Source organism: Saccharothrix sp. S26, from assembly GCF_021390395.1.
GTDB lineage: Bacteria > Actinomycetota > Actinomycetes > Mycobacteriales > Pseudonocardiaceae > Actinosynnema.
Window position 1 is genome coordinate 224,768 of sequence record NZ_JAJUWT010000012.1, and the last position, 25,579, is coordinate 250,346.

Below are 25,579 nucleotides of genomic sequence, written 5' to 3' on the forward strand. Positions count from 1 at the left end.
GGTGGTCTGCCGCGGTGATCCGCTCAAGCGGGGGTGTGGTTCAGCGACTCGGTCTGGCGCGCCATCGCGTCCGCGATCCGGGCGTCGGTGGCGGCGTAGGTGTCGACCACATGCTCCATGGCCCTCCCGATCTTGACCGCGTTGCCCGCGCAGGCGTCCAGGACCTTCACGATCTCCCCGCGCAGGCCGCTCCAGCTCTGCGCGAAGGCCCCGGTGTCACCGGTCACCGGCGGATCCTCGGCGATGTTGTCGTCGGCCAGGTTGGTGTTGCGCGCGTCGTTGGCCAACACGGCGTAGGTGTAGGACAGGTCCCGCAGATCCTTGCGGGCGACGTTGTTGAGCGATTCGAGGTTGGTCTGGAACGACATGCGTTGCTCCTCCTTGACGTGGACGGGTCACCGGTCGCGGGGCGACTCGGCCACCGGCGTCGCCTCGAGCGCGCCGTTCTCGCCCAGTCGCCAGACGACCTTGGCCGGCCGCGCCTCGGCGTTCGCGGGCGTGGCGACGGGCACCGGTTCGGTGGGCGCGCCGATGACGCCTGAGGCGACGATGCCGTCCTCGTCGTCGGCCGCGAACGTGTCCGCGTCGGAGTTGACCTCGTAACGCCGCTGGTGCTCGGCGTCGTCGGCGCCCGGGCCCCGGGAGGCGAGGGGTGTGGACATCGGCATGAGCGGCACACCGGTCGACGAGGTGTCGCCGGCGGCGGTGGCGACCGGTCGGTCCGCGGTGGTCTCCTTCGGTGCCCCCGCGGAGGTGGAGCCGCCGGGGGCCAGGCGGTTCGGCGGCCGGACGCCCGCCGTGCCGGTGGTCGAGCGCGCGCCGGCCATCGGCGCCATGCCGGCGAACGGCATCGCGCCCCCGGTACCGCTGGTCGTGGACGGCAGGCCGGCGGTGGAACTCGGCGTGCTGGGCGAGGACGGCGCGCCGACGGCGGTCGTGGTGCCGGCCGGGAGCGAGGCGGGCCGGGCGGTGTCGCCGGTCCGGTCACCGCTCGTGCCGGTGGCGGTGCCGGTGGTCGCGCCGGTCGGGTCGGTCCCGGCGGAGGTCGCCGCCTGGCCCGCTTCGGTGGACGTCGACGTGCCCCCGGTCGCGGGGTCGGCGGGTTGGCCGGTGCCGGAGTCCTCACCGGGTTCCGGCGATTGCGACGACGTGCCGCCGGTCGCGTCACCGCCGCTGCCCTGGGCGATCTTCGCCAGCTTCTGCAGGAGCTGCACGACCGCGTCCACGATCGTCAGCACCATGGTGACGAGCTTCATCAGGTTCGCGGCGTTGGCCAGCAGGTTCGCCATGACCGCGGCGACCTCCGCGCCACACTTGTTGGCGATGGCGACGCACTTCGCGATCGCCTCACCGATGCTCGCGCCCATGGTCAACGGGGCGCGGGCGATGCCGTCCGCCATCACCGGCACCATCTCGCCGACCGCCTGGCCGATCAGCCGGACGATCTCGGCGAGCGCCTTGACCACCTCCTCGCCCGCGCCCGCGATCGCGCCCGCGATCGTCTTCGCCGCCTCGGAGATCGCCGTGACGCCCTCGGCGAACTGGGCGCTGGTGACCCGGTGCTCGTCGGCGGCCTCACCGGTCCACCCGCTGGTCTCGGTGGTGCCGGCCTGGCGGAGGGTGTCGGCGAGCGCGCGGATGTCCGTGGCCGCGGTCGCCAGGCCCTGCGCCGGGGTGCTCACCGCGCCCGAGTCGCCGCGGAACTGGTCGAGCGGCTTGGCCAGGAACGACACGTGCGGGGTCAGCACGCCCACGCCCGAGCTGCTCAACGTCGCCAGCGGGTTGGGCGCGGAGATGAGCGCCCCGAAGTCGGTCGGTGCGGGCAGGTCGGCCAACCGGCCCGTGGACCACCGCCCGTCCCGCACGGCGGTGGACACCTCGGAGAGCTCGGCCAGCAGTTGGGCAGTCGTCTTGTCGGTGCTCATCGGTGGTACTCCCGGACGAGGTGGTCGGCGGAGTTCTCGTCGGTGCTCTGGTAGCCGTCGGCGGTGCGCCGGATGCCGACGCTCATCGTGTCCACCGCGGCGGACACGTCGCCGATCGCGGCGTTGGCCCGCCCGACCGCGCCGGACAACCCGGCGGTGAGGAACTCGGCGAACGAGCCGAGTGCGCCGTCGGCCACGCGGTCGGGTGCCCGGCCGGACACCCCGGACAGCTGGTCGGCGATGCCGGCGACCGTGGTGGCGTGCCAGCGCAACTGCTCGACGTCGACGTCGAAGCCGCTCATTCTCCTCGTACCTCCGGGTTCTCGAAGTAGTCGTCCTCGTCCGCGGCGGACCGGCGGGGACGGCGGCCGCCGGTGTGCGCGACGTCGGCGGGCAGGTGCGCCTTGACCAGGTCGAGCGCCGCGCTCGGGCCGACGAAGTCGGTCATGATCTCGGTGATCCGCCCGGCCGCCGCCCGCTGCGCCGCCTGGGCCGTCGCCACGATCAGGTCGGCCAGCACGTCGGGTTCGAGCGCGCGGGCCCGCGCGGTCAGCCGCAGCCGCTCCAGCGCGCCGCTCACGCCGACCCACGCCTCGACCTCACCGCGTGGTGCGACGGCGTGCCCGCCGACTTCGCGCAGCCGGGCGTTCGCCCTCGCCGCGCCGTCCACCGCGCCGGCCAGCTCCCGCTGGTAGTCGGCCAGCCACTGCTCTGCGCTCACGATGGTCCCTCTCCTGGTCGCGGTTGCGCCCCGGCGCCGGTGAGCCGGCGGACGAAGCGGTGGATGTCCTTGGGGTGCAACGGGTTCACGCTCACCCACCCGTTGTCGCCGTGGTCGATCCGGACCCGCCCGGACGGGCCGTCCAGCCACGACAGCTCGTGGGTGCGGCGGCCGGCGTCGGTCGCGCCGAGCTGTCCCCGGCCCGTCACCGTCGGCAGCAGGTCCGCCAGCCGGTCCAGCTCGTCCGGGTCGCCGCCGGTGGCCGCGGTCAGCTCGCGCAACCCGTCCCGCGTGACCGGCCGCGACCGGCCCGCCGCGGCCACGACCCGGGCGTCCAGCGAGATCGGCACCACGAGCGCGCCGGGCAGCCCGGGCACCTCCCGGCACACCGCGTCGGCCAGCCCGTCCCACGCGAGGCGGGTGACCGCGACCCGGTCGGCGTGGCCGCGGGTCAGCCGCTGCCGGCACACCAGCGCCGCCGACCCGTGCCGCAGCGCCACCACGCCGACCGGTCCGCCGTCGGTCCCGGTGACGACCAGGTCGACGGTCCCCTGCCGGGCGCGCAGCGCGGCCACCAGTTCGGCGGCCACGCCGACCGGTCCGGTGTCGTCGGCGAGGCCGCGCGCGGTCAACGTCGCACCCGCCATGGCCAGCACCGCGGCACGCGCCGCACCGGTCCGCCCGTAGCACGGCACCCGCACCGGGTACGGCATCGGCGCGCCGGCGTGCGTGGTGAGCAGGTCCAGCTCGGCGAACCCGAGGTGAACGGCGTGGGAGCGGTCGGTCGGGTGGTCGGTGGCGATCACCGCAGCAACCTCCCCGCCACGTCGGTGGCCGTGTCGAGCACGGTCGTCGCGGTGCCCAGCGCGGCGGACACGGTCTCGTCGAGGTCGACGTAACCGGACAGCACCGAGACCAGCGACCGGTGGTAGTCGCGCAGGTGGTGCTCCGCGGCGCCCAGCTCGCCGGTCAGCCCGGCCTCGCCCGCGGTGGCGCGCAGCCGGTCGGCCAGCACCAGCGCGAACGGCGAGGTGCCCAGCAGCGGCGGTCGCTGCCCGAGCCGCTCGGCGGAGGCCACCAGCTCCCGCACCGCGTCCGCCACCTCGCCCAGCGTCTTGACCAACGCGTTCAGTTCCTCGGGCACGACCTCGTAGCCGCGTCCCGGCCTCTCGTCCGGCATGTCATCTCCCCCTGTCGATGTGCGCGCGCCCGGCCGGTCATTCGCCGATGACCGGTTTGCTGGGGATCCGGTCGTCGGCGAACAGGCCCCGGACGACGTTCGGTTGCTGCCGCTTGTGGTCCTTGTCGCCGTCCGACCGCGCCATCGGGGTCATGAACGGCGTGAACCCCGTGCCGGCCGGCACGCGCCCGGACGCTTGGAGGTGGTTCACGGCGGTGCGCAGCACGGGCGCGCCGACACCGGGCTGGAGCGGGCTCCGACCGGTCGCGCCGCCGTTGTCGGGCGTGGTGACGTGGGTGAGCTGGGACCACGGCACGCCGTTGCCACCGCCACCGCCACCGCCACCGCCGGGCACGTTCGCCACGGCGGCGGGCGGCGTGAAGCCGGAGGTGGTCGTCAAGCCGGTCAGGTCCGCGTCACCCATCGCGGCTTGGACAGGTGGCGTGATCAGCGCATCGCTGCCGTGCAGGCTCGACTCGTAGCCGCGCATCACCTCCTCGGCCCGCGACTTGGCGGAACCGGCGAGGAAGTCGGCGTCGAACATGCTCGTGCCGCCGACGAACACCGCCCCGACCGCGAACACCACGCCGTCGCCGCTGGTGGTGGCAGTGGGCGGGCGTTCGGCGTCGGGACCGTCACCCGCCGCGGTCAGCGGTGGTCGTCCGGGTGGCGGGGGCATGGTGTTGCGGGCCCGCGCGAGCGCGTCCGCCGAGTCCTGCGCGGCCTGCCGCACCTGGCGTGCCCGCGCGCCGATGGCCCCGACCAGCCCGGCCAGCTGGTCGATCCGCTCGGTCGCCCGTTCGGCGGCCTCGCCCCGCCAGTTCGCCGTGAGCGCCGCGCGTTGTTCGCGCAACGTGTCGGCGTGCCCGGTCAGGGCGTCGGCGTGGCGCCCCCACTCGGCGGCGATCTCGCTGACGTCGCCGACGTCCGCCTGCTCCCGCAGCATCCGGTACAGCTCGTCGTGGCTGTAGGCCGCCCAGTTGGTCGGCCCGCGTGAGGCCACCTCGTCCCCGCCGGTCGGGTCGCCCGGGTTCCAGGCGCCTGCCAGCGCGGCGTTCAACGCGTCGACGACGGCCTGCCCGGCCACGTCGATCTCCGTGAGCACCGCCGTGATGGCGTCGGCCATCTCCGCCACCCCCGCGGAGACCGCGCCCGCCATCGCCGCGACCGGGTCGTCGATCATTCGCGCGCTCCCACCAGTTCGTCAGGGCTTGTGGCCACCGATGCTCGGCCCACCGGGGCGGCCATCACCAGGCCATGACGGGGCCATCGACCGGCCATCCATGTCCGGTGCCCGTGACCTGCGAAAACCTGCCGTGGACCGGCCACGGGACCGTCGAGGCCCGGCTGCGACGAACGAGTGAAGTCGCGGGATCGCCTGGACGAACCGGGCCGGTGCGACGGCATCGGGGGTGAACGGTGGACGACAGCCGGTCGGCGCGGTGGTGGGGTGAGGTGGTCGTGACCAGCATGAGCACGTGTCGGCGTGCGAGTTGCGCGTGCACGCGCGACGCTCGGGCCTGGTCGTCAGCGAGGCCTTCCTCGCCCTGTACCGGGCGCGAGCACCGCTGCGGGCCGCCCGGTCACCGCAGGCGTTCGCGTTCAAGGTCCTGAGGGACTCGCTCGTCGACTTCCGGCGCAAGCGCAGCAGGCAACCGGTGCCGGTGGCGGAGGACGTCGAGGGGTGGACCGCGCCGGACGACGTCGCCGGCCTCGTGGCGCGGCTGGACTTCAGCGGACCTGCACGCGCGCTACGCCGACTACGACCTGGACGCGGCGCAGGAGGACCTGGAGAACCGCCTCATCGCCGCCGAGCCGCGGCAACGGACGGTCCCGCGCGCGTCCGCGGTCCGAGGCGGGGATGGCGCGCGCGGACATCACCGACCTTCTGGTGGCCGTCGCCGTCGACCTCACGGAGAACCCGTCCGCCGAGGTCGAGGGTTGGGGCCGCCGCCTGCCCACCACGACCGTCGTGCGCCCGCCGGCCCGGACGGACGACTGGATCGAGCGCGCGTCCTGTCGCGATGACGAGGACCTCTTCGGCCGCGGCGACGAGCAGCGCAAGGCGAAGGTCGTCTGCCTGGGGTGCCCGGTGCGGACCCGGTGCCTGGCGGAGGCGCTGGACAACCGGATCGAGCACGGCGTGTGGGGCGGCCTGATGGAGCGGGAGCGGCGAGCGCTGCTGCGCCACAGGCCGGATGTCACGTCGTGGCGCGAACTGCTCGACCTCGCCCGACGCGCACACGGTTCCGACGACCTGGCCGCGGGGTGAGGGCGACGTCCACCACACCCGCCCGGCGCCCGGAACCTCCCGCGCACGGTCTGATCGGTTACGTCCTGGCCGACGACCAGCGCACCCGCAACGCGTTGTTGCTGCTGCGCCCGACGCTCGGCGGTGCGGTGCTCGCCGCCGCGGTCGCGATCCTCGCCGTCCACTCCCCCGGTGAGGCGTGGGTGTACGGCGGGGCGTCGGGGCTCGCGGCGAGCGGGGTGGCCTGGTACGGCGGACGCCGTCGGGCCCGACGGCGGACCCGGGGTTGACATTGTCGCATGTTATGACTCATCTTGTTGAGACAAAGATTGTGACATTCGGAGGTGGTGTCATGCGGGAGGCAGACCGCGCGGAGGTCGAGCGGTGGTTGGCCCGGCACGGGCTGGTCGACGCTCGGCCGACCCCGTTGCTCGCCGCACGGCTGGCGGCGCGGTGGCGGGCCAACGTGGTCGGCAGTGCCCTGATCGCCGCGTTCATCATCGGTGCGGCGCTCACGCACGTGTCGGCACTTCCCGGCCCCGGCACGTCCCGGTTACCGCTGCTGACGACATTGGTGGTCGGGTTGTTGGCGGGGCAGTGGCTGCTCGGCTCGTGGGTGCGGCGCGTCGACCGGCGGGCCGGCGCGCGACTGTCCCGGCGGGTGGCCCACCCGGTCGAGCTGGGGTGGCGGGCGGTGCTGGGCCGGCCGTACGCCGTCTTCACGGTTGCCGGCTTCGCCTGCGCGGCACTGCTCGCGGTGAGCGTGTTGCCGGTTGCGGACCCGCTCCTGCGGTCCGGTGCGGTCGTCGTGCTGATCGGCCTGGCCGGTGCCGCCGTCGGCATCGTCATGCAGCTGCGCCAGGTGCTGGCGAGCCCGGCCGTGGCGGAGGACGAGGTGTCGCTCACGGCCGATGTCGTCATGCGGGTCGAGGACGCTCGCGCCCTCGTCACCCCAGGTCTGGTGTGGGTGCTGCCGGCGATCTTCCTGAACGGGGACTCACTCGGCTGGTGGAACGTGGCCTCGCTGGCGTTCGTGGTGGTGGGCGCGATCGCCTTCAGCCTGCTCCGGATCCGGACCACGGGTGACGGGACGGCGGCACGGCGGGCCATGGCCACCGGATGATCGTCATCGACGCGGCCTCGCCGACCCCGCCGTACGAACAACTCCGGGCCCAACTGGCGAGGCAGATCCAGGACCGCTCGCTCGCCGTCGGCACGAGGCTGCCGACGATCCGCCGGCTCGCCGCCGACCTGGGCCTGGCCGTGAACACCGTCGGTCGGGCCTACCGGGAACTGGAGGAAGCGGGCCTGATCGAGACGCGGGGCCGGGCGGGCTCCTACGTCTCCGCCGCCGGCGACCGAACCCTCGAACAAGCCCGCCGCGCCGCCCTCGACTACGCCACCGTCATCGCCCGCATCGGCATGGACCCCACCGAGGCCGTCCGGATCGTCGAGGCAGCCCTGGCCCGCCCCTCCGTCCCTTAGACCGCTCCGGCGACCTGATGCCTTGTGGCACGCTGGAGATAATCGACAGCGTGACGGACGACCGCCTTGGAGACCTGACCGCAATCGAACAGGAGGCGGTCGCGGCCTCGCGGTCCGGCGAGTGGTTCGAAGCCGAGGGACTCGACCTGCTTCGCCTCACGCACACCCACGACCCGCGTTATCAGATCCGCGCCGAGGTCGTCCGCGACCTGCTGCTGGGCAGGCACGGTCCGCTCGACCCGCGCGGGGTCCGCTTGGCGGGGGTGCAGATCACGGGCCCCTTGGACTTGGAGGACGTGGACGCCGAGGTCGGCCTCAAGCTGGTCGACTGCGCGTTACCCGAGGTCATGAACTTGACGGGCGCTCATCTCCCCCGTTTGACGCTCGACGGCAGCCGGTTGGTCGGCATCGCGGCGCACGGTGTCGAGATCGACAAGGACTGCAGCCTGGACGGTGTCGTAGTCCGATGCTCCGCTCCCGAACCGGCGCTCACCATGGTGACCGCCCGCATCGGCGGCATGTTGTTGATCCGCGACGCGGTGATCGTCAACGCGTCGGGACCGGCTTTTACCGGTGAGGCGATGAGCGTGGGTGAGATCCTGTCGATGGCGGGCAGCACGTTGCGAGGCACCGGATCGACCGCCTCGATCTATCTGGTCAAAGCCCACATCGGCTACGCCAACTTCGACGAGCTGACGGTCGCCAACGACCGCGGACCGGCCTTGCAGTGCTCCAACCTGCGCTCCGACTCCCACGTCTGGCTGCGGAGAGCAAAGGTGCGAGGGACCGGATCCGTCGCATTGTCCCTGACCGATGCTCACATCGGTGGTTCGTTGTCGCTCGACCTGTCGCAGGTCCAGAACCACGACGGCGCTGCGGTGACGTTGAACGACACGACGGTGCAGAACCACGTGCTCGTCAGGGCAGCGCACCTGCGTGGTGGTGGCTCGCGGGTGGCTCTCGACCTGTCCGGTGCGCGCGTGGACGGGCTGGCAAACCTCGACCGCGTAGACGTCGCGAACTACCAGGGCGGCTCAGCCCTGGGGGCCGAAGGTGCCAGTGTGGGCAAGTACCTCTTCGTCCGTGACGCGAGGTTGCTGGGCACCAGTCCGGCCGGAGCTGTTCGATTCCCCCGTGCGCGCATCGGCAGTTCCGTGGAGTTCAACGGCACGACCATCACGAACGGCGTGGGCCCTGGCCTGCACGCGGAGTCTGCGGACATCGGTCACTCTCTCTTCTTCCGTGACGCGACCGTCCACGCCTCCCACTCCAGAGGGTCGGTCTGGGTCTTCGGCGTTCACATCGGGGGCACGGCGGACTTCAGTCGCACCACTGTCACGAACATGGCCGGGCCCGCACTGGAAGCGGAGAGGATGCGGACCGACGGGCATCTCGTGTTCAGCGGCACCGAATTCCGCGGCAGAGGGACACGGGCGACGGTCCAACTCCCTGGAGCACACGTGCGAGGCAACGTGCACTGCCCGACCATGCGGGTGGAAAGTGAGTCCGGTCAGATCTTGGACCTCGTGGACGCAGTCGTCGATGGAGCGATCACGATCCCTACCGAATTGATCTGCCCCGAACCACGCGGCACGTCCTGCGTGCGCGCCAAATCGGTGAACGTCGATGGCATGACCTGCGGGTCCCTCGGCTCGCCTTGGCGCGAGTGGCTCCACGTGATCCGGCGTCACGGGTTCGCTTACCGACCTCAGCCCTATCAACACCTCGCCGCCATCGAACGGGCGGCCGGGCACGACAACAACGCCCGCGAAGTGCTCATCGCGCAGCAACACCACTTGAGCAGGGACTCCGCCGGGGTCGGTGGTCTGCTGGCGCGCGCCATTCACCTGCTCTGGGGAGTGCTGGCGGGCTACGGGTTCCGAGCACGTCGCACCGCCATCGCCCTGTTCCTGGCGGTGGCCGTCGCCGGCTGCCTCGGCTGGCTGGCCGGCCAGGTGGAGACCCGTCCCGGCCACCACGCGGCCGAACGGGTCCGGCCTGCCACGGTCCAACCCGACGCACCTGGCACGCCTTGCTCAACCGTCGAACTGGTGGGGTTGGGACTGGACAGAGGACTGCCCTTGGGCGTGACCGGCCTCCGAGCTCGCTGCGACCTCGACACCGCGAGCACCCCCGGACAGCGCTTCACCATCGCCATCTGGATCGTCCAGTTCTGCATCTTCGGACTGGCGACCCTGGCGATCGCGGGCTACACCAACCTGATCCGCAAGACCCCGTGACCGGCCGTCGGGTTGTCATCTCGTGCGATCAGCCGAGAACGGACAGAGTGAAGCGCAGGCTCCACTATCTCGATTGCGGTTCGTCCGGCTGGTGGCCCACGATGCAGCCCACAGCCAAGCGAGCGAGGGACAGCACATGGTGGAGCACACCTTTCGGGTCATGGTGCGCGGCAGGTTCACCGATCTCGACGACGCCGGACGCGAACGACTGCTGGCCGAGGTCGACCGGCACGGTGTGCTCACCAACGGCTTCTCCGAGCAGGGAGCGCTGTCCTACGACAGGTCGCTGGACTTCTTCAGCTTCCGCGTGCAACTGCGCGCCGAAGTGGGACCGACCAACCGCGCCGTGTGCGACCGCGCCCTGGCGCTGGCCTCCCGCGCGATCGAGGAGTTCGGCGTCGACTTCCGCGACATGCGCGCCTCCGCCACGGACATGGACCTGGTCAAGATCCGCCGTCCCCGCTGAGCCGGCCTGGCGCCTCACGAGACGCCCACCTCGGAACCGGCACCGGACCGATGCGCAGATCACCCCGGTGACCGCAGTCCTGCGGAGAGGCACTGGCGAAGTCGATGACAAAGTAGCGGCACCCGCCCGTTCGGCGCGCGGCAGCACGGGAGATCGGACCGCTGGACGTTGACCCACGTTTTCATCAGTTACAGCCGCGCGCAGCAGGCCTACGCCCAGGAACTGGCCCGCTACCTGCGGGTGGAGCACGACATCCCGACCTGGATCGACGATGAGCTGATCACCGGGGACCGCTGGGAGCGCGTGATCCGGACGAAGATCGACGAGTGCGCCGCGCTGGTCGTGGTGATGACCCCCGACGCCGAAGCGTCCGACTGGGTCGACCTCGAGATCACCAGGGCGCGCGACCGGGGGAAGCCCATCGTCCCGGTCCTGCTCGACGGCACCGTCTTCTTCCGCCTGGGCAACCTCCAGTACGAGGACGTCCGCGACCGCTCGATGCCGGGCGACCGGTTCCTCAGAGCGCTCCGCAAAGCCACCACGACCGAGTCCTCCCCCGACGCCCACGCCGACTCAAGCGCACCCGCCCCGAAGGATCACGGTTCCCCCTCCACGCGCAAAGCCGTGCGGTGGGCCGGGGCCGTCGTCACGTTGGTGGGTGCCGTCATCGTGGTGCTCGCGAACCTGCCCGCCGGATCCGGCGACACCGGCCTCAAGCCGTCATCGAACACGTCGAGCCCGACTACGACCGCGGAGCGCGTCGGCGCCGTGACCACGCCTTCAGCGTCCTGTGCCATCGAAGACATCCAGGTGGTCCAGGACGCCTACGCGTACCCGAACATCGCCCTGCCCTCGAACTGCGCACCGCCCGCGAGCCTCGGCATCCGCGACTTGACGCCCGGCAACGGCCCGCAGGTCGCCACCGGTGCCACGGTCCTCGTCCACTACGCGCTGTTGACGTGGTCGGACCGGAAGGCGCGCGACAGCAGCTTCGCGATCAACCAACCCTTCGAAGTGCAGAACGTCGGCAACGCGCAAGTGATCGACGGCTGGAACGAAGGCTTGATCGGTGCCAAGGAGGGCGGCCGTCGGCTGCTGGTGGTGCCCCCGGACAAGGGCTATCCGAGCGGACAGGGGGACATCCCGCCGAACGAGACGCTCGTGTTCGTGATCGACGTCCTCGACGTCTCCTGACCACCGGCTGCCGCCACGCCTCCCCGTCGTCGTGCCGACCTCGCCCAGGACGCTCACTTGGCGGGTTCGCGGTTGTAGAGCTTCCTGGACCACAGGTAGCCGCCTCCGGCGATCACGGCGCACCAGCCGATCGCGAGGGTCCCGTTGGTGCCGATCGGGGTGCCCATCAGCAGCCCGCGCAGGGTCTCGATGAACGGGGTGAACGGCTGGTAGTCGGCGAACCACCTGAGCCCCGCGGGCATCGAGTCGGTCGGGACGAAGCCGCTGCCCATCATCGGCAGGACCATCAGCGGTGTCAGCATGTTGCTCGCGGCCGCGATGCTCCTGGCCAGGATCGCCAGCGCGACCGACAGCCAGGTGAGCGCGAAGATGACCAGCACGAGCAGGCCGATCACACCGAGCCACTCGACGAAGTCCGCGGTGGGTTCGAAGCCGACCAGCAGCGCCACGCCGGTGACGGCGGTCATGCTCAGCAGGGTCTGGGTGAGGCTGCCGAGCACGTGGCCGGTGAGCACCGAGACCCGGGCGATGGCCATGGTGCGGAACCGGGCGACGATGCCCTCGTTCAGGTCGATCGCCACCGAGATCGCCGTGCCCTGGGCCGCGGTGGCGGCGGTCATGAGGATGATGCCGGGTACGACGTAGTCCACATAGGTGTCACGGCCGCCCGACGGTCCGCCGATGCCGCTGCCGAGGATGCCCCCGAGGACGTAGACGAACAGCAGCAGGAAGATCACCGGGACGCCGGCGGCGGTGAGGACGAGGGTCGGGTAGCGCAGCATGTGCCGCCACTGGCGGCGCAGCATGGTCATCGAGTCGGTGAAGGCGTGGGTGGCGGTGCTCATCGGGTGGGCTCCTGTTCCGCGACCGGGTTGCCCGTCAGCGCGAAGAAGACGTCGTCGAGATCGGGTGTGTGGACCCGGAGTTCGTCCACGTCGAGCGAGGCGTGGTCGAGCCGGTCCAGCAGGGCGCGCAACGACCGCACGTCCCCCTGACCGGGGATCTGCACGGTGAGGGCGTCGTCGTCGCGGGCCATCACGTCCAGCGTCCTGGCCGCGCGGTCGTGGCCGCGGGGGTCGGTGAACCGCAGGGTGATGTGCCCGCCGCCCACCTGCCGCTTCAGCTGCTCCGGTGTGCCTTGGGCGACGAGCTTCCCCCGGTGCAGCACCGCGATCCGGTCGGCGAGCCGGTCGGCTTCCTCGAGGTACTGCGTGGTGAGGAAGATCGTGACACCTTCGTCGGCCACCAACCCGCGGATGACCTCCCACATGGTCCGCCTGCTGCGCGGGTCCAGTCCGGTGGTCGGCTCGTCGAGGAAGATCACCCGGGGCCGGCCGACCAGCGTCATCGCGAGGTCCAGGCGGCGGCGCATCCCGCCGGAGTACGTCGCCGCGGGCTTGTGCGCCGCGTCCACCAGGTCGAACCGTTCCAGCAGGTCGGCGGCGCACCGCTTGCGCTCCCGGCGGGGCAGGTGGTGCAGGTCGGCCATCAGCAGCAGGTTCTCCTCGCCGGTGAGGAAGCCGTCGACCGCGGAGAACTGGCCGGTGACGCCGATGGCGGCACGGACCGCGTCCGACTCCCGCACCACGTCGTGGCCGGCGACCCGCAGCACTCCCCCGTCGGCACGGATGAGCGTGGACAGGATCTGCACGACGGTGGTCTTGCCCGCGCCGTTCGGGCCGAGCAGTGCGAAGACGGATCCGGCGGGGATGTCGAGGTCGATGCCGTCGAGCACGACGTGCTCGCCGTATGCCTTGCGCATCGCGGTCGCCGTGACCGCGGGTCGAGCGTGATCGGTGGTCATGGGCTTCGCCCCCATCGTTCATGAGCCTTCACGATGCGGCGAAAGTTACGTTGCATACACGGAGCGGTCAATCACGCAGACGTGAAGCAACGACATAGCGCCTGGTAAATCAGCCAGAACTGTTGCATGGTGCGTGCCGGGTAATGCAACTGCAACCCCGTTGCACTAAGTTGGACGGCACGCCGACCGTGGAGGACACCCGATGCCCGGTGACAGACTCACCCTCCAGGACCGACAGCAGATAGCCGCCGGACTGCGCGAAGACCTGACCTACGCCTCCATCGGCCGTCGCATCGGACGTCCGACCTCCACCGTGACCCGCGAGGTGATGCGCCACGGCGGCCCACGCGGCTACCGCGCCGAGGCGGCCAACCGCGCCGCCGAACGGCACGCGCGCCAACGCCGGACCACCGCGACCAGGTCACCGGGAACGGCCTCCGGTGGACGTGACCTGCGGGTCGTGGACGAGGTGGACGCGCAGAGCGTGGAGCTGATGATCCAGGCCGGGCTCCCCCGGATGATGGCCCGGGTCTTCGCCGCGCTCTTCACCACCGACAGCGGCAGCCTCACCGCCGCGGAACTGGTGCGCCGCCTGCACGTCAGCCCCGCCTCCGTCTCGAAGGCCATCGGCTACCTGGAAGGCCAGGCGCTCGTCACCCGCGAGCGCGACCCCCGCAGCCGCGCCGAGCGCTACGCCGTCAACGACGACGTCGCGTACCGGTCGATCATGGCCGGCGTGCGCGCCCAGACCCGGATCGCCGAGGCGTGCCGGGACGCGGCCGAGAAGCTCGGCCCCGCCACCCCCGCCGGCGCGAGGCTGGAGAACACGGGACAGTTCCTCCTCCACGTCCTCGACGACCTGGTCCGTTCGGTCGAGCACTGGCACGAGGTCTACTCCGCCCATCCCCCGACGCCGGGAAACGACCGGGACTCGACTCAGAAGTCCCCCGGGGCCCACCTCTCGACAGGGCTGAACGACCGTGCGACATGATCGCCATTGGGTACGGCTCCATTCACCATTGCGAGCGACAGGAGGGCATCCGCACGAGGGGGTGATCCCGCCACGTCACGGCGCGTCGCGAATTCCGTGCTGCCTGGCATGACCGACAGCCACCACCTGCGGCTTCGGTCGGTCCGAAGCGTTCTGCCGATCGGTGGTGCTGCGGTTCGCGGTCCGGCTGCCATCCTTGGACGCGATCTCGCACGGCGCAGTCGTTCCCGGCGCAAGTCGCAAGGAGGTCCACCGTGATCCGTCGTCTGCTGGTCGCCGTCGTCGCGGCACTCGGCGTCGCCGCCCTCGTGCCGGCCTCGGCCCAGGCCATCCCGGTGTGCAAGAGCGGCTACGCGTGCTTGTACCAGTGGTACGCCGACCCCGAGCACACGCAGTTCAACGGCTACCGGTCCGTCGACTGCTTCGGCAACGTCGAAACCTCCGGCGTGCAGCGCGGCTACCTGGAGTTCACCCAGGGGCGCTGCAACGTCCTGAGCTGACGCGGTCGTCGCGGGACCGGCCGGCTCACCCCGCGACCGGAAGGCCACGGGTCCACGACCGCGCCGGGGTGATTCGCCGACCGTCCGCCGGACGTTCACCCCGCGTTCAGGTGTTCGGGGAAACCGGATGCGTGATCACCGGGCACCACACCGAGCACGCGCGCGACCTGGCGGCGAACCTCCTCGGTCGCACCGGGGACCGGTGGAGGCACACCGTCGCCGTGGCGGACCGCGCCGCCGAGCTGTCCACCACGGTTCCCACGACCGACCGCGACCTGCTCGTCGCCGCCGCGTGGCTGCACGACATCGGCTATGCGAAACCCACGGTGGACACCGGCTTCCACCCGCTCGACGGCGCCCGTCACCTGGACCGGCTCGGCTGGCCCCGCCGCGTCGCCGCCCTCGTCGCGCACCACTCGGGTGCCCGGTTCGTGGCCGCGGTCCTGGGCCTGGACGGCCCGCTCGACACCTACCCGCGGGAGGCGGGCCCCGTCGCCGACGCCCTGACCTACGCCGACCAAACCGTCGACAGCCGCGGTCATCGGGTGTCGATCCGCGACCGGCTGGCCGACATGTTGCACCGACACGGGCCCGACTCGCCCAACGCACGGGCCCACCACGTGCGCGAACCGCACTTGCTCGCGGTCGCCCAGAGGGTCGAGGCACGGGCCGCGAGCGCGTGAGCCCCAGCGCTGAGCGGGCCGTCGCGACACCGCCCCCTTCCCGGTGTCAACGACGCGTGGGGACAACCCGTTGACCGCCAAGGCCATCGCCGACGAGGCCGGCGTGGACGACTTCCTCGCCGAGGCCGAACCGAGGACAAGCCGGCCCTGATCCGCGCGGAGCAGGAGGGCGGCAGGCTGGTCGCGATGACCGGCGACGGCACCAACGACGCCCCGGCCCTTGCGCGGTCGGACGTCGGCGTGGCCATGAACACCGGCACGTCGGCCGCCAAGGAGGCCGGGAACATGGTGGACCTGGACTCCGACCGACCAAGCTGATCGAGATCGTGTGGATCGGCAAGCAGTTGCCGATCACGCGTGGCGCGCTGACGACGTTCAGCGTGGCCAACGACCCGGCGAAGTACTTCGCGATCCTGTCCGCGGTGATCTTCAACGCGCTGATCATCGTCGCGCTGATCCCGCCGGCCCTGCGCGGCGTGCGCTGCAAGCCCGCCGACGCCGCGGCGCTGTTGCGGCGGAACTTGCTGGTCCACGGCTCGGCGGCATCGTCACGCCGTTCGCCGGGATCTGGCTCATCGACCTGCTCGTCCGCCTCATCCCCGGAATCGGGTGACCACCGTGCTCAAGCAAACCATCGCCGGCTGCGACGGTCGGGCCGCCGGGTTCCTCGGCGAACCCGGGTGTCAACGCCACCGCGCTCAACCGCGCGATCGAGGGTGCCGGGTGACGGAGGCTCGAACGCGGGTCGCCTCGGGCTTTGCCCGGCCACTACTCAGTGATACTGTCTAGCGGTAGTCAGCGTCACCGAGTACCGGGAGGGCGAAGAGGCCGTGCGATGGACGACCTGACGGAGATGCTGAAGGGCACGCTCGAGGGCTGCGTGCTGGAGATCATCGGCAGCGAGGAGACGTACGGGTACGCCATCACGCGTCGGCTGAACGACCTCGGCTTCACCGAGGTCGTCGTGGGCACGGTGTACGCGATCTTGCTGCGGTTGGAGCGGAAAGGGCTCGTCGGGATGGCGAAGCGGCCGTCCGAACAGGGCCCGCCGCGCAAGTTCTACGCGCTCAACGAGGCGGGGCGCGCGGAGCTCGCGGCGTTCTGGGTGAAGTGGGAGTACGTCTCGTCGCGGATCGACAAGCTCAGGGAGGGTGGGGGATGAGGTTCTGGGAGACCGTCACCGGCAGTGATCTCACCAGGCGGTGGAAGGCGTTCGAAGCCAGGGCGGGGGCCTTGCCGGCCGAACACCGGGCGGCCTGGGAGCAGGTCAAGGGTCACCTCTTCGCGTACGGGGACTTCACCGGCCGGAACCTGGTGCCGATCCTCGACGGCGTGCTCGGCCTGCTCGAGGAGACGGCGGCCGACGGGCAGGACGTGCACGAGGTGCTGGGTGACGACGTCAAGGGCTTCTGCGCCGCGCTCGCCGGCGAAGAAGGGGCCCGCACCTACCGCGACCGGTGGCGCGAGCAGGTGAACAGGAACGTGGCGAGGAAACTGGCCCGGCTGGGAGGCTGACGTGGGCATCCGAGGCATCATCGACGGCAAGAGGTACTGGCGGGCGCACGTGGCGAGGGTGAAGGCGCTCCCGCCCGACTACCGGATCGTCTACGAGGAGATGCAGAAGTACTTCTTCAAGGTCGGACCGGTCGACCTGGCCGACGGCACCCTGCTCTCGGGCATCGTCGACTTCTTCGAAGAGGGCGTCGCGACGGGCAAGGGTGTCCTGGAACTCATCGGCGACGACGTGGCCGCCTTCTGCGACGACCTGATCAAGGACTCGCGCACCTACACGGACATCCACCGGGAGTCGATCGACGGGAAACCCGGCACAGCCGGGACGTGATGCCTGGCGGCCTCGACCGCACAGGAGCGGCTTCACACGCTCAGCAGCTCACCAGCACCGCAGCGAGCAAGGCCGGATTTCGCTGCGCAGCGCTCTAGGGTTCCCGCATCCGGGATCTGAGCACGTCGAACTCGCACCCCGGCGCGTCCGGGTCGAAGCCGTGCTCGATCAGCCAGCGCGACGCCACCAGGCTGCGCAGCGACCACCAGGCGCGGATCACGGCGTGGTCCGCGCCGGTGCCGTAACCGGCGAGCAGGTCGTCCAGGCGTTCCTCGTGCCCGAGCGTCAAGGTGGCCAGGTCGAACATGGCGTCGCCGGGGGCCGCCTCGGACCAGTCGATGACGCCCGTGACCTCGTCACCGTCCACGAACACGTGGGTGATCTGGAGGTCGCCGTGGATGAACACCGGTTTCCACGGCCGCAGCGCGGCCGTGGCGATCTCGCGGTTGCGCCGGACCACCTCGGCGGGCAGGACGCCGTTGGCGAGCAGCCACGCGCACTCGCGGTCGAGTTCGGCGGCCACGTCGTCGAGCCCGCGCCCCGGCCACGGCGGCAACGGCGCGTCGTGCAACCTCCGGATCGCGGCACCGGCCGCGGCCCACGCCGCCGGGGACGCGGTCGACGGTGCGCCGAGGACACCGAGCGCTTCACCGGGCACGGCGGCGATCGCGAGCACGGGCGGTTCGCGCCAGAGCACCGCCGGGGTGGGCACCGGGGCCATCGCCATCGCCCGCACCTCGACGTCGGCGTGCGCCGGGTCGCCGTCGACCTTCAGGAACACGTCGCCGACGCGCAGCGTCGCGCGCTGCCGGTGGGCGACGACGACCTCGACCGCTTCCATGTCGGCCATCCTGGCGGGGACGGCCGCCGATATCGCCCGATTTTCCGGGCGGTGGCCGTGCCGGGTCACTCGCGTTCGTGACGGGACGCGACGCGCGCGGTGGTCGCGAGGCGGAGCGTGCGGAGGCGGCCGCGCACGCGGAGGGCGTCGCGGGTCCGGTGTTGTGCCTGGTACAGGTGCAGTGCTTCCTCCCAGGCGGTGCGTGCTCGGTCGGGTCGGCCGCCGGCGGCGTGCGCCTCGGCCAGGTTGTCCAGGGTGCGGGCGACCTGGAACCGGTGGTCCGCGTCGCGGTAGAGGTCCAGTGCCTCTTGGTAGAACGCGACGGCGCGCTCGTGGTCGCCGGCGTGGTGGTGGCTGTAGCCCAGGCTGTCCGCGGCCGCCGCTTGGCCGTTGCGGTTGTCGTGTTCGCGGTGCAGGTCCAGCGCTTCCCGGCAGTAGCGGCGGGCCAGGTCGTGGTCGCCGGTTCGTGCGGCGTACCAGCCGGCGTCGTTGAGCGCGTAGGCAAGCCACACCGGGTTGTCGAGGGAGCGGAACAGGTCCAGCGCACGGATCGCGTGGTCGAAGGCACGCTGGTCGTCCCCCTTCGCCTCCCACGCGCCCGCGAGGTCGTGCAGCGTGGTGCCCTGCGCGACCCGGTCACCCTGCCGCTCGGCCAGGTCGAGCGCGTGGTGGAGGTGCCCGATCGCGTCGTCCCACCGGGCCGTCGTCACGTAGGCGTTGCCGAGGTTGCGGTGGGCCGACGCGCGTTGGGCGTCGTCGAGGTGGTCGCCGACGGCCAGCGCCGCCTCCCACGACACGACTCGGTGCCGGAGGTGGCCCTGGCGGTAGTTGTAGGTGTTCAGCACCCAGGCCAGCTCCCAGACCGCGGAGTGCCAACCGCGCTCCGCGGCGGTGCGCTGGGCCGCGAGCAGGCACGGGTGCTCGTCGTCGAACCACGCCAGGGCGGCCGCGACGTCGGTCGGCGGGTCGACGTGGTGGGTGGTGCTCACCCGGTCGGCGGTGACCGGTGGGCGGTGCGGGGCGAGCAGGAGGTCGGCGGCACGGCCGGTGTCGACCAGGTAGTCGACCAGCCGCCGCAACGCCGCCCCGCTCGGCAGTCCCGCCGCGGTGTCCACCGCGTACTGCCGCACGAGGTCGTGCATCACGTACCGGCCGCGGGCGTCCCGGCCGATCAGGGAGGTCTCCACCAAGCCCTGGAGCACCCGGCTGGTCCGCGCCGGCGTCGTCGCCGTCAGGTTGACCGCGGCGGCCAGGCCGATGTCCGGTCCGGGCGCGAGGCCGACCAGCGCGAAGGCCGACCGCTGCTCGTCGGTCAACATCCGGTGCGACCACGAGAAGACGGCGGGCAGGCTCGCGGCCGGGTCGTCGTCGTCCAGCGCGCCGAGGCCGAGGGAGCGCAGCTCGGCGGCGAACGTGGCCAGCGGCACGCGCGGGTTGGCTCGGGCCCTGGCCCCGATCACGGTCAGCGCCAACGGGAAGCCGCCGCACGACCCGACCAGCTCGGTCACCGCGGCCGGTTCGGCGCGTGGCCGCACCTGACCCAGGTACCGGACCAGCAGCGCCCGGGACTGGTCCTCGTCGAACGCGTCCAACGGCAGGTGGTGCGCCCCGCACCCGGCGACCAGGCCGGTGAGCGCCCGGCGGCTGGTCACCAGCACCGCGCACCCGGCGCCACCGGGCAGCAGCGGCAGCACCTGGAGCGCGTCGGCGGCGTTGTCCAGCACGACCAGCACCCGGCGGTCGGCGAGCAGGCTGCGGTACAGGCCCTGTTGCGCCTGGAGGTCGGCCGGGACGTCACCGCCGGCCACGCCGAGCGCACCCAGGAAGCCGCGCAGCACGACGACCGGGTCCGCCGGCGGGCTGCCGGGGCTGAACCCCTGCAGGTCGGCGAACAACTGCCCGTCGGGGAAGCGGTCGGCTGCGCGGTGGGCCCAGTGCAGCGCGAGCCACGTCTTGCCGATGCCACCGCAACCGGACACCACGGCGACCGGCGTGCCACCCGCGCCCTCCCCCAGGACGGCGGTCAGCTCGGCCAGGTCGGTGGTGCGCCCGGTGAACCGCGTCGGCGCCGGTGGGAGCTGCCGCGGCACCGGCGTGGCCGACCGGGGCGGCTCCTCGTCGCGGACGGGGCCGGTCGCGCGGCGGAGGTTGACGAACCCCAGTTCGACGTCGGACGCGACGCCGAGGACCGCGCGGAACGCCTCCCGGTACTCGGCATTGGGCCAGCGGATGACACCTCGTTCGAGCTTGGCGACGTAGTGGGCGTCCAGCTCGGCCCGCCGGCCGTGCCGGTCCCACAGGTGGGCGTTCACCAGCTCGGCCAGCTCCTGCCGGGACAGGTGCTCACCGGCGTGCTCGCGGGACCGCGCGCGTTCGCGCGCGGCGCGCAACAGCCCGTCGCCCCCCACGTCGACCTCCCCCTGTGGTGGCTCCCCCGATCCAGCGTCACCACGCCCGGAACGGCTGTCAACCACGGGCCGCGAGGTCAAGGGACGGCACCGGGGAGGTTTCGGTGGACCTCGCCTCCCCCGAAACCTCCCTCCGCGACCGCGCGCCGCCGGTCCAGGGTGGGAGCACGGGCCCGGGAGGACCGGGCACGACGGGAAAGGGGGGAAGATGAGGGCTCACGCGATGGGGGCGTTGCGCAGGCTCACCTTGATCGCCGCGGCGGTGTTCCTGGCACTGGGGGTGGGCACCGCGAGCGCGCAGGCCACGCCGAGGCTCGCGGTCGCCGACGACGTGGCGATCGCGGCCGACTGCAACTACGTGGTCGTCGTGCCGGTCAGTCGCATCAGGAGCGGTCCGGGCACGCAGTACTCGGTCGTGCGGACGAAGTACCAGGGGGACCGCCTGACCGGCCCGGCGTACTGCGTGCCGACCAGCAACGGCTGGTGGGTGGTCTACCTGAGCACCGGCGGCCTGGGCTACGCGCCGAAGGCGGACCTGCGCTACACCGGCTGACCGCGCGGACCGCCGATCCGCGCCCCGACCACATCCGTTCAAGAGGAGGTGTTGACATGCGCAAGGCACTGCTCGCCGCGGCCGTCGTCCTCGGCTTCGCGCGCAAGGACCGCTTGGTCGCCCCGTACAACTACTACTGATCCGCCGTCCCGGTGGGCCGTCCCGCAGCGGGCGGCCCACCGGGCGTTCGAAGGAGCGTCGACCATGCGCGCAACGCCGTCCACACCGGACACCGCGGCCGCGGTGCCGGGGCCCCGGGGCGGGGCGGTCCTGGGGAACCTGGCCGAGTTCACCGAGAACCCGCTGGGTTTCGTGACCTCGGCGGTGCGCGAGCACGGCGACGTGGTGGCGCTCGGCACCGGCAACGTGCTGCTGGCCCACCCCGGAGACGTCGAACGCGTGCTGGTCGACCGCGACGGGGCGTTCACCAAGACCTCGACCCGCACCCTGACCCGCACCCGCCGGCGCGGCTTCCCGGACGCGATGATGAACAGCGACGGCGCGCGGTGGCGGGCCAAGCGCGACCGGGTCGGTCACGGGTTCAGCCGGTCGCTGGTCGCCACCGCGGCGGACGTCACGCTCGCCGGGGCGGCCCGCCTCGCCGCCGACCTGCCCACCGGGCGGCCGGTCGACCCCGCGCCCGCCGTGGCGCGGCACGCGCTGCGCGGGATCACCCGGCTGATGTTCGGCCGGGCGGTGGACGACGCGGACGCCGACGCGGTCGGCCGGCTCGTGGACTGCGTGATGCGGGCCTCGACGTCACCGGTCGCCCTGCCGGGTTGGCTGCCGACGCCGGCCAACGTGCGGATGCGCCGGGCCTTGGGTGAGGTCGACGACGTGGTGGCCCGCATCGCCGCCGGCACCTCCGGCGACGGGCCCGTCCTGGCCGCGCTGCTCGCCGACCGGCCGCCGCGCGCGGAGCTGCGCGACGAACTGGCCACGCTGGTGCTGTCCGGGTTCGAGACGACGAAGAACGCCGTGCTGTGGACCTGCGACCTGCTGGCCCGCCACCCCGACCACGCCGACCGGGTCGCCGCCGAGATGACCGCGGCGGTGTCGGCGCGACACGCCGGCGCGGGCCTGCTGGAGGCGCTGCCGTCCACGTCGGCGGTGGTCCGCGAGTCGCTCCGGCTGTTCCCGCCCGCGTGGCTGACCAGCCGCGAGTCGACGCGGGACGAGGAGTTCGGCGGCCACCGCGTCCCGGCGGGCACCACGGTGACGGTGAGCCAGTGGGTGACCCACCGGGATCCGCGGTGGTTCCCCGACCCCGACGGGTTCCGGCCGGCGCGCTGGTCCGGCACGGGGCCCGGCGCGCCGCGCGGCGCGTACTTCCCGTTCGGGCTCGGACCCCGCGCGTGCATCGGTGCGGCGGTGGCCCTGGCCGAGGTCGTCGTGACCGTGGCCGACCTGGCGCGCCGCTTCCACCTCACCCTGGCGACGCCGGCACGTCCCCGCCCCGCCCTGTCCCTTCAGCCGGACGGCCTGCGACTGTCGTTCACGGCTCGTGCGCGCGGGGGTTGAGCCGGCACACCCCGGACGACCGGTACCGAACGCGGTGGCCCTGGATCGGCATGATCCGGCGCCACGTGGGTACCCTGCCGCTCGGTCGTTCGCCTGGTCGTCTCCAGTTCCGGGCTGGACCGCCGGCGACCGGTTCGAGCGACGGGGATGGTTGACGCACGTGGATCCCAGATCAGAGGCCGTCGACCTGCGCGCTTTGGTCGACGGGTTGGCCGTGGTGCTCTGGCAGGCCGACGCGCGCACCCGCCGCTGCGCGTTCGTGTCCGCCCACGCCGAGAGGCTGCTGGGCCACCCGGCGAGCCGCTGGCTGGACGAGCCGGACTTCCTCGGCTCGCTGATCCACCCCGACGACCGGGCCGACGCCACCGGGCAGCGGTGGCGCGACGAGCCCGGCCGGGACGTGGTCGAGCTGGAGTACCGCGTGGTCACCGCGTCCGGCGACGTGCTGCGCTTGAAGGAGAAGGTGCACGTCGTGCGGGACGTGGACGGCACCGCGAAGACCGTGCTCGGCGCGGTGAACGACGTCACCGAACGTCACGCGGAGTTCGAGCGGCAGCGGTTCCTCGCCACCCTCGACCGCGAGTTGCAGCGGCTGGACGACGCGGAGCAGCTGATGGCGCTGGCGACCCGCCTGCTCGGCGAGCACCTGCGGGTGGACCGGTGCGCCTACGCGCGCACCGAGGCCGACGAGGACCACTTCGTGATGAGCGGCGACTACGCCACCGGGCTGCCCCCGTTGCCCGGTCGGTTCGCCATGGCGGAGTTCGGCGAGGGCGCGCTTCGGGCCATGCGCGCGGGCGAGCCGTGGGTGGTGGTGGACAGCGAGAACGACCCCCGGCTCGCTCCGGCGGACCTGGCCGCCTACCGGTTCACCGGCATCCGCGCGGTGATCTGCCTGCCGCTGCTGCGCGGCGGGCGGTTCGTCGCCGCCATGGCCGTGCACCAGGCGACCGTCCGGCACTGGACCCCCGACGAGGTGGAAGTGGTGTCGGTGGTGGTCAACCGGTGCTGGGAGTCGTTGCAGCGCGCGCACGCCGACCGGGCGTTGCGCGACAGCGAGCAGCGCCACCGGCTGCTGGTGGAACGGGCCACCGAGGCCATCTGGGTGCTGGACCACGACCTGCGGTTCGTCGAGGTCAACCAGGCCGCGTGCCGGCTGCTCGGCCACGACCGCGACCACCTGGTGGGCCGCCCGGTGGGCGACCTGGTCGTGCCCGACGCGCTGGGCCGGTTGGCCCGGCTCACCGCCGACCTGTCCGCCGCCAGGGTGGTCAACGAGGTGTGGGGCCTGCGCCGGGTCGACGGCACGGTGGTGGAGGTCGAGCTGAGCATCCAGGCCACGCCGACCGGCGTGCAGGCGATCGGGCGGGACGTCACCGAGCGGCAACGCGCCGAGGCCGAGCGGGAGCGGCTGCTGCGGCGCGAGCACGAGATCGCGGAGGCGTTGCAGCGCAGCCTGCTGCCCCGCGAGCTGCCCGTGCTGGCCCGACTGGCGACCTCCGCCCGTTACCTGCCCGCCTCCACCCACTCGCGGATCGGCGGCGACTGGTACGAGGTGCTGCCGCTGGAGGGCACCGCGGTCGCGTTGTCCGTGGGCGACGTCGTCGGCAAGGGGCCGAGCGCCGCCGCGGTGATGGGGCAGCTGCGCAGCGCGCTCGCGGGCTACCTGCTCGACGGCCACTCCCCCGCCGCCGCGCTGGAGCGGCTCGACGCGTTCACCGCCCGGGTCAACGGCGCGGTGGGCAGCACGTGCGCCTGCCTGACGTTCGACTGGAGCACGGGCGAGCTGTGCTGGGCCGTCGCCGGGCACCCGCCGCCGCTGGTGCTCGACGCGTCCGGCCGGGCCGCCCTGCTGCCCGGTGACGCCGGAGCGGTCCTGGGCGCACCGGGCCGTGCGCCGTACGTGGACCGCACGACCACCTTGGCACCGGGGGCGTCCGTGGTGCTTTACACCGACGGCCTGGTCGAACGCCGCGGCACGGTGGTCGACCAGGGCCTGCAACGGCTGCTGGACGCCGTCCGCGACGCGCACGACCTGCCGCCGCAGGCGCTCAGCGACGCCATCACCTCGTCACTGTTGGCCGACGGCCAGGACGACGACGTGGCCCTGGTGGTGGCCCGCCACCTGCCCCCGCCCCTGCGCGGCACCGTGCCGGCGGTCCCGGCCGAACTGGCGGTGATGCGCCGCAACGTCACCGCGTGGGCCGCCACCGCGGGCTTGTCCGCAGACCTGCTGGACGACCTGCAACTGGCCCTGGGCGAGGCCGCCGCCAACGCCGTGGACCACGCGTACCCGGCCGACGCCCCCGGTGACTTCACCTACGCCGTCGCCACCACCGGCACGGGCCTGCGCGTCACCGTCCGCGATCACGGCCGCTGGCGACCCGAGCCCGAGGACAAGGGTTACCGGGGTCGCGGCCTGCAGATCATCCGCACGATCGGCGAAGGCGCGGTGTTCCACCACGGCGAGGACGGCACGACCGTCGAGTTCCACCTCACCGACGAGTCCTCGCGCGCACCGGTCCCCGCGGCGGCGGAACCGGCCCACGGGCACGCGGCCGTGACCGACTCCGCCGACGACGCCCCGGTCCAGGTGGTGCGCCTGACCGGTGACGTGGACCTCAAGACCGTGGACGGCCTGCGCGCGGCCCTGACCGCCCGGATCGACTCGGCCGACCCGCGCCCGGTCGCGATCGACCTTGGCCAGGTCGCCTACCTCAGCAGTTCGGGCATCGCCCTGCTGCTGGAGGCCGCGGCGACCGCGACCCGCGCCCGCCGCGCCCTGACCGTGCACGCCGTGGACGGCACCCCTCCCGCGCGCGTGCTGTCGCTGTCCGGGCTGCGCGGCCTCACCACCGACGCGCTCGCCGTTCGAATAGGGGCGGGCCCGGCCGAGAACGGGTGATTACCCCCACGCCGCCACGAACCGCGGTTCACTCCGGCGCGAGGGTGTGCGTACGCTGCGCCCACGGT

At 72.5% G+C, this 25,579-nt stretch carries 27 protein-coding genes and 1 pseudogene; 17 read left to right on the plus strand and 11 right to left on the minus strand.

Annotated features, from left to right (window positions below):
- Window positions 1–23 precede the first annotated feature (23 nt).
- The 7 genes from LZG04_RS21150 to LZG04_RS21180 are packed head-to-tail and all read right to left on the minus strand — an operon-like array spanning window position 24 to window position 5,009.
- A complete protein-coding gene (locus tag LZG04_RS21150; protein ID WP_233819497.1) occupies window positions 24–368 on the minus strand; it encodes a hypothetical protein in 345 nt (114 codons plus the stop codon).
- Between the two features lie 27 nt (window positions 369–395).
- Window positions 396–1,925: a hypothetical protein gene (locus LZG04_RS21155; RefSeq protein ID WP_233819498.1), complete on the minus strand. Its 1,530-nt coding sequence runs from the start codon at window positions 1,923–1,925 to the stop codon at window positions 396–398.
- Complete coding sequence (locus tag LZG04_RS21160; protein WP_233819499.1) at window positions 1,922–2,227, minus strand: type VII secretion target; 306 nt, start codon at window positions 2,225–2,227, stop codon at window positions 1,922–1,924. Before LZG04_RS21160 ends, LZG04_RS21155 begins: the two co-directional genes overlap by 4 nt.
- Window positions 2,224–2,646 (minus strand): YbaB/EbfC family nucleoid-associated protein, encoded by a 423-nt coding sequence (locus LZG04_RS21165; RefSeq protein WP_233819501.1) that lies wholly within the window; start codon window positions 2,644–2,646, stop codon window positions 2,224–2,226. The genes LZG04_RS21160 and LZG04_RS21165 overlap by 4 nt, the downstream gene beginning before the upstream one ends.
- On the minus strand, window positions 2,643–3,452 hold the full coding sequence (locus LZG04_RS21170; RefSeq protein WP_233819502.1) for an ESX secretion-associated protein EspG: 810 nt from the start codon (window positions 3,450–3,452) through the stop codon (window positions 2,643–2,645). Before LZG04_RS21170 ends, LZG04_RS21165 begins: the two co-directional genes overlap by 4 nt.
- Window positions 3,449–3,826, minus strand: coding sequence for a hypothetical protein (locus LZG04_RS21175; RefSeq protein WP_233819503.1), 378 nt, complete (start codon window positions 3,824–3,826; stop codon window positions 3,449–3,451). Before LZG04_RS21175 ends, LZG04_RS21170 begins: the two co-directional genes overlap by 4 nt.
- 37 nt (window positions 3,827–3,863) lie before the next feature.
- The gene (locus LZG04_RS21180; protein WP_233819504.1) at window positions 3,864–5,009 is read right to left on the minus strand and encodes a WXG100 family type VII secretion target; all 1,146 of its coding nucleotides are present in this window, start codon (window positions 5,007–5,009) and stop codon (window positions 3,864–3,866) included.
- A gap of 789 nt (window positions 5,010–5,798) precedes the next feature.
- Here LZG04_RS21180 and LZG04_RS21185 point away from each other — a divergent pair.
- The 7 genes from LZG04_RS21185 to LZG04_RS21215 all read left to right on the plus strand — a co-directional run bounded on the left by LZG04_RS21185 (window position 5,799) and on the right by LZG04_RS21215 (window position 11,462).
- Window positions 5,799–6,098 (plus strand): WhiB family transcriptional regulator, encoded by a 300-nt coding sequence (locus LZG04_RS21185; RefSeq protein ID WP_233819593.1) that lies wholly within the window; start codon window positions 5,799–5,801, stop codon window positions 6,096–6,098.
- Window positions 6,095–6,367 (plus strand): hypothetical protein, encoded by a 273-nt coding sequence (locus LZG04_RS21190; RefSeq protein WP_233819505.1) that lies wholly within the window; start codon window positions 6,095–6,097, stop codon window positions 6,365–6,367. The genes LZG04_RS21185 and LZG04_RS21190 overlap by 4 nt, the downstream gene beginning before the upstream one ends.
- A 62-nt stretch (window positions 6,368–6,429) precedes the next feature.
- Window positions 6,430–7,200, plus strand: coding sequence for a hypothetical protein (locus LZG04_RS21195; protein ID WP_233819506.1), 771 nt, complete (start codon window positions 6,430–6,432; stop codon window positions 7,198–7,200).
- On the plus strand, window positions 7,197–7,562 hold the full coding sequence (locus tag LZG04_RS21200; RefSeq protein ID WP_233819507.1) for a GntR family transcriptional regulator: 366 nt from the start codon (window positions 7,197–7,199) through the stop codon (window positions 7,560–7,562). The genes LZG04_RS21195 and LZG04_RS21200 overlap by 4 nt, the downstream gene beginning before the upstream one ends.
- Window positions 7,563–7,612: 50 nt before the next feature.
- Window positions 7,613–9,802 carry a hypothetical protein gene (locus LZG04_RS21205; protein ID WP_233819508.1) on the plus strand — a complete coding sequence of 730 codons (2,190 nt, stop codon included), beginning with the start codon at window positions 7,613–7,615 and terminating at the stop codon, window positions 9,800–9,802.
- Window positions 9,803–9,938: 136 nt separating this feature from the next.
- Window positions 9,939–10,268, plus strand: coding sequence for a DUF6204 family protein (locus LZG04_RS21210; protein ID WP_267937151.1), 330 nt, complete (start codon window positions 9,939–9,941; stop codon window positions 10,266–10,268).
- A gap of 168 nt (window positions 10,269–10,436) precedes the next feature.
- Entirely contained in the window at window positions 10,437–11,462 is a 1,026-nt protein-coding gene (locus LZG04_RS21215; RefSeq protein WP_233819512.1) for a TIR domain-containing protein, read from the plus strand.
- Between the two features lie 53 nt (window positions 11,463–11,515).
- On the opposite strand, the gene LZG04_RS21220 is transcribed toward LZG04_RS21215, so the two are convergent.
- Together LZG04_RS21220 and LZG04_RS21225 are read right to left on the minus strand one after the other, a co-directional pair.
- Window positions 11,516–12,307: an ABC transporter permease gene (locus LZG04_RS21220; protein ID WP_233819513.1), complete on the minus strand. Its 792-nt coding sequence runs from the start codon at window positions 12,305–12,307 to the stop codon at window positions 11,516–11,518.
- Window positions 12,304–13,266 carry an ATP-binding cassette domain-containing protein gene (locus LZG04_RS21225; protein ID WP_233819514.1) on the minus strand — a complete coding sequence of 321 codons (963 nt, stop codon included), beginning with the start codon at window positions 13,264–13,266 and terminating at the stop codon, window positions 12,304–12,306. Before LZG04_RS21225 ends, LZG04_RS21220 begins: the two co-directional genes overlap by 4 nt.
- Before the next feature lie 202 nt (window positions 13,267–13,468).
- Here LZG04_RS21225 and LZG04_RS21230 point away from each other — a divergent pair, with 202 nt between their 5' ends.
- The 7 genes and pseudogenes from LZG04_RS21230 (at window position 13,469) to LZG04_RS21260 (ending at window position 17,283) form a co-directional block, all read left to right on the plus strand.
- On the plus strand, window positions 13,469–14,257 hold the full coding sequence (locus LZG04_RS21230; RefSeq protein WP_233819515.1) for a helix-turn-helix domain-containing protein: 789 nt from the start codon (window positions 13,469–13,471) through the stop codon (window positions 14,255–14,257).
- A gap of 254 nt (window positions 14,258–14,511) precedes the next feature.
- Window positions 14,512–14,757 carry a hypothetical protein gene (locus LZG04_RS42625; RefSeq protein ID WP_233819517.1) on the plus strand — a complete coding sequence of 82 codons (246 nt, stop codon included), beginning with the start codon at window positions 14,512–14,514 and terminating at the stop codon, window positions 14,755–14,757.
- Between the two features lie 131 nt (window positions 14,758–14,888).
- Window positions 14,889–15,440: an HD domain-containing protein gene (locus tag LZG04_RS42630; protein ID WP_233819518.1), complete on the plus strand. Its 552-nt coding sequence runs from the start codon at window positions 14,889–14,891 to the stop codon at window positions 15,438–15,440.
- A 58-nt stretch (window positions 15,441–15,498) separates the two neighbouring features.
- Window positions 15,499–16,053, plus strand: a pseudogene (locus LZG04_RS21245) (HAD-IC family P-type ATPase); the annotation flags it as partial.
- Between the two features lie 222 nt (window positions 16,054–16,275).
- On the plus strand, window positions 16,276–16,602 hold the full coding sequence (locus LZG04_RS21250) for a PadR family transcriptional regulator (RefSeq protein WP_233819519.1): 327 nt from the start codon (window positions 16,276–16,278) through the stop codon (window positions 16,600–16,602).
- Window positions 16,599–16,955, plus strand: a complete 357-nt coding sequence (locus LZG04_RS21255) for a DUF1048 domain-containing protein (protein WP_233819520.1) — start codon at window positions 16,599–16,601, stop codon at window positions 16,953–16,955. Before LZG04_RS21250 ends, LZG04_RS21255 begins: the two co-directional genes overlap by 4 nt.
- Window position 16,956: 1 nt before the next feature.
- Window positions 16,957–17,283, plus strand: coding sequence for a DUF1048 domain-containing protein (locus LZG04_RS21260; RefSeq protein ID WP_233819521.1), 327 nt, complete (start codon window positions 16,957–16,959; stop codon window positions 17,281–17,283).
- Between the two features lie 94 nt (window positions 17,284–17,377).
- Here LZG04_RS21260 and LZG04_RS21265 read toward each other — a convergent pair whose 3' ends face one another.
- Complete coding sequence (locus LZG04_RS21265) at window positions 17,378–18,124, minus strand: phosphotransferase family protein (RefSeq protein ID WP_233819522.1); 747 nt, start codon at window positions 18,122–18,124, stop codon at window positions 17,378–17,380.
- 65 nt (window positions 18,125–18,189) lie between these two features.
- Window positions 18,190–20,532 carry a tetratricopeptide repeat protein gene (locus LZG04_RS21270; protein WP_233819523.1) on the minus strand — a complete coding sequence of 781 codons (2,343 nt, stop codon included), beginning with the start codon at window positions 20,530–20,532 and terminating at the stop codon, window positions 18,190–18,192.
- Between the two features lie 208 nt (window positions 20,533–20,740).
- Here LZG04_RS21270 and LZG04_RS21275 point away from each other — a divergent pair, with 208 nt between their 5' ends.
- The 3 genes from LZG04_RS21275 to LZG04_RS21285 all read left to right on the plus strand — a co-directional run bounded on the left by LZG04_RS21275 (window position 20,741) and on the right by LZG04_RS21285 (window position 25,511).
- The gene (locus LZG04_RS21275; RefSeq protein ID WP_233819524.1) at window positions 20,741–21,085 is read left to right on the plus strand and encodes an SH3 domain-containing protein; all 345 of its coding nucleotides are present in this window, start codon (window positions 20,741–20,743) and stop codon (window positions 21,083–21,085) included.
- Window positions 21,086–21,289: 204 nt separating this feature from the next.
- Window positions 21,290–22,606, plus strand: a complete 1,317-nt coding sequence (locus LZG04_RS21280; protein WP_233819525.1) for a cytochrome P450 — start codon at window positions 21,290–21,292, stop codon at window positions 22,604–22,606.
- A 160-nt stretch (window positions 22,607–22,766) separates the two neighbouring features.
- The gene (locus tag LZG04_RS21285; protein ID WP_233819526.1) at window positions 22,767–25,511 is read left to right on the plus strand and encodes a SpoIIE family protein phosphatase; all 2,745 of its coding nucleotides are present in this window, start codon (window positions 22,767–22,769) and stop codon (window positions 25,509–25,511) included.
- The last annotated feature ends 68 nt before the right edge of the window (window positions 25,512–25,579 follow it).

What these genes read in the sequence shown, in the direction of transcription:
- LZG04_RS21150 (WP_233819497.1), bottom strand. Translation starts at nt 368, where the DNA reads ATGTCGTTCCAGACCAACCTCGAATCGCTCAACAACGTCGCCCGCAAG.
- LZG04_RS21155 (WP_233819498.1), bottom strand. Translation starts at nt 1,925, where the DNA reads ATGAGCACCGACAAGACGACTGCCCAACTGCTGGCCGAGCTCTCCGAG.
- LZG04_RS21160 (WP_233819499.1), bottom strand. Translation starts at nt 2,227, where the DNA reads ATGAGCGGCTTCGACGTCGACGTCGAGCAGTTGCGCTGGCACGCCACC.
- LZG04_RS21175 (WP_233819503.1), bottom strand. Translation starts at nt 3,826, where the DNA reads ATGCCGGACGAGAGGCCGGGACGCGGCTACGAGGTCGTGCCCGAGGAA.
- LZG04_RS21180 (WP_233819504.1), bottom strand. Translation starts at nt 5,009, where the DNA reads ATGATCGACGACCCGGTCGCGGCGATGGCGGGCGCGGTCTCCGCGGGG.
- LZG04_RS21195 (WP_233819506.1), top strand. Translation starts at nt 6,430, where the DNA reads ATGCGGGAGGCAGACCGCGCGGAGGTCGAGCGGTGGTTGGCCCGGCAC.
- LZG04_RS21200 (WP_233819507.1), top strand. Translation starts at nt 7,197, where the DNA reads ATGATCGTCATCGACGCGGCCTCGCCGACCCCGCCGTACGAACAACTC.
- LZG04_RS21210 (WP_267937151.1), top strand. Translation starts at nt 9,939, where the DNA reads ATGGTGGAGCACACCTTTCGGGTCATGGTGCGCGGCAGGTTCACCGAT.
- LZG04_RS21220 (WP_233819513.1), bottom strand. Translation starts at nt 12,307, where the DNA reads ATGAGCACCGCCACCCACGCCTTCACCGACTCGATGACCATGCTGCGC.
- LZG04_RS21225 (WP_233819514.1), bottom strand. Translation starts at nt 13,266, where the DNA reads ATGACCACCGATCACGCTCGACCCGCGGTCACGGCGACCGCGATGCGC.
- LZG04_RS21230 (WP_233819515.1), top strand. Translation starts at nt 13,469, where the DNA reads ATGCCCGGTGACAGACTCACCCTCCAGGACCGACAGCAGATAGCCGCC.
- LZG04_RS21250 (WP_233819519.1), top strand. Translation starts at nt 16,276, where the DNA reads ATGGACGACCTGACGGAGATGCTGAAGGGCACGCTCGAGGGCTGCGTG.
- LZG04_RS21255 (WP_233819520.1), top strand. Translation starts at nt 16,599, where the DNA reads ATGAGGTTCTGGGAGACCGTCACCGGCAGTGATCTCACCAGGCGGTGG.
- LZG04_RS21265 (WP_233819522.1), bottom strand. Translation starts at nt 18,124, where the DNA reads ATGGAAGCGGTCGAGGTCGTCGTCGCCCACCGGCAGCGCGCGACGCTG.
- LZG04_RS21275 (WP_233819524.1), top strand. Translation starts at nt 20,741, where the DNA reads ATGAGGGCTCACGCGATGGGGGCGTTGCGCAGGCTCACCTTGATCGCC.
- LZG04_RS21280 (WP_233819525.1), top strand. Translation starts at nt 21,290, where the DNA reads ATGCGCGCAACGCCGTCCACACCGGACACCGCGGCCGCGGTGCCGGGG.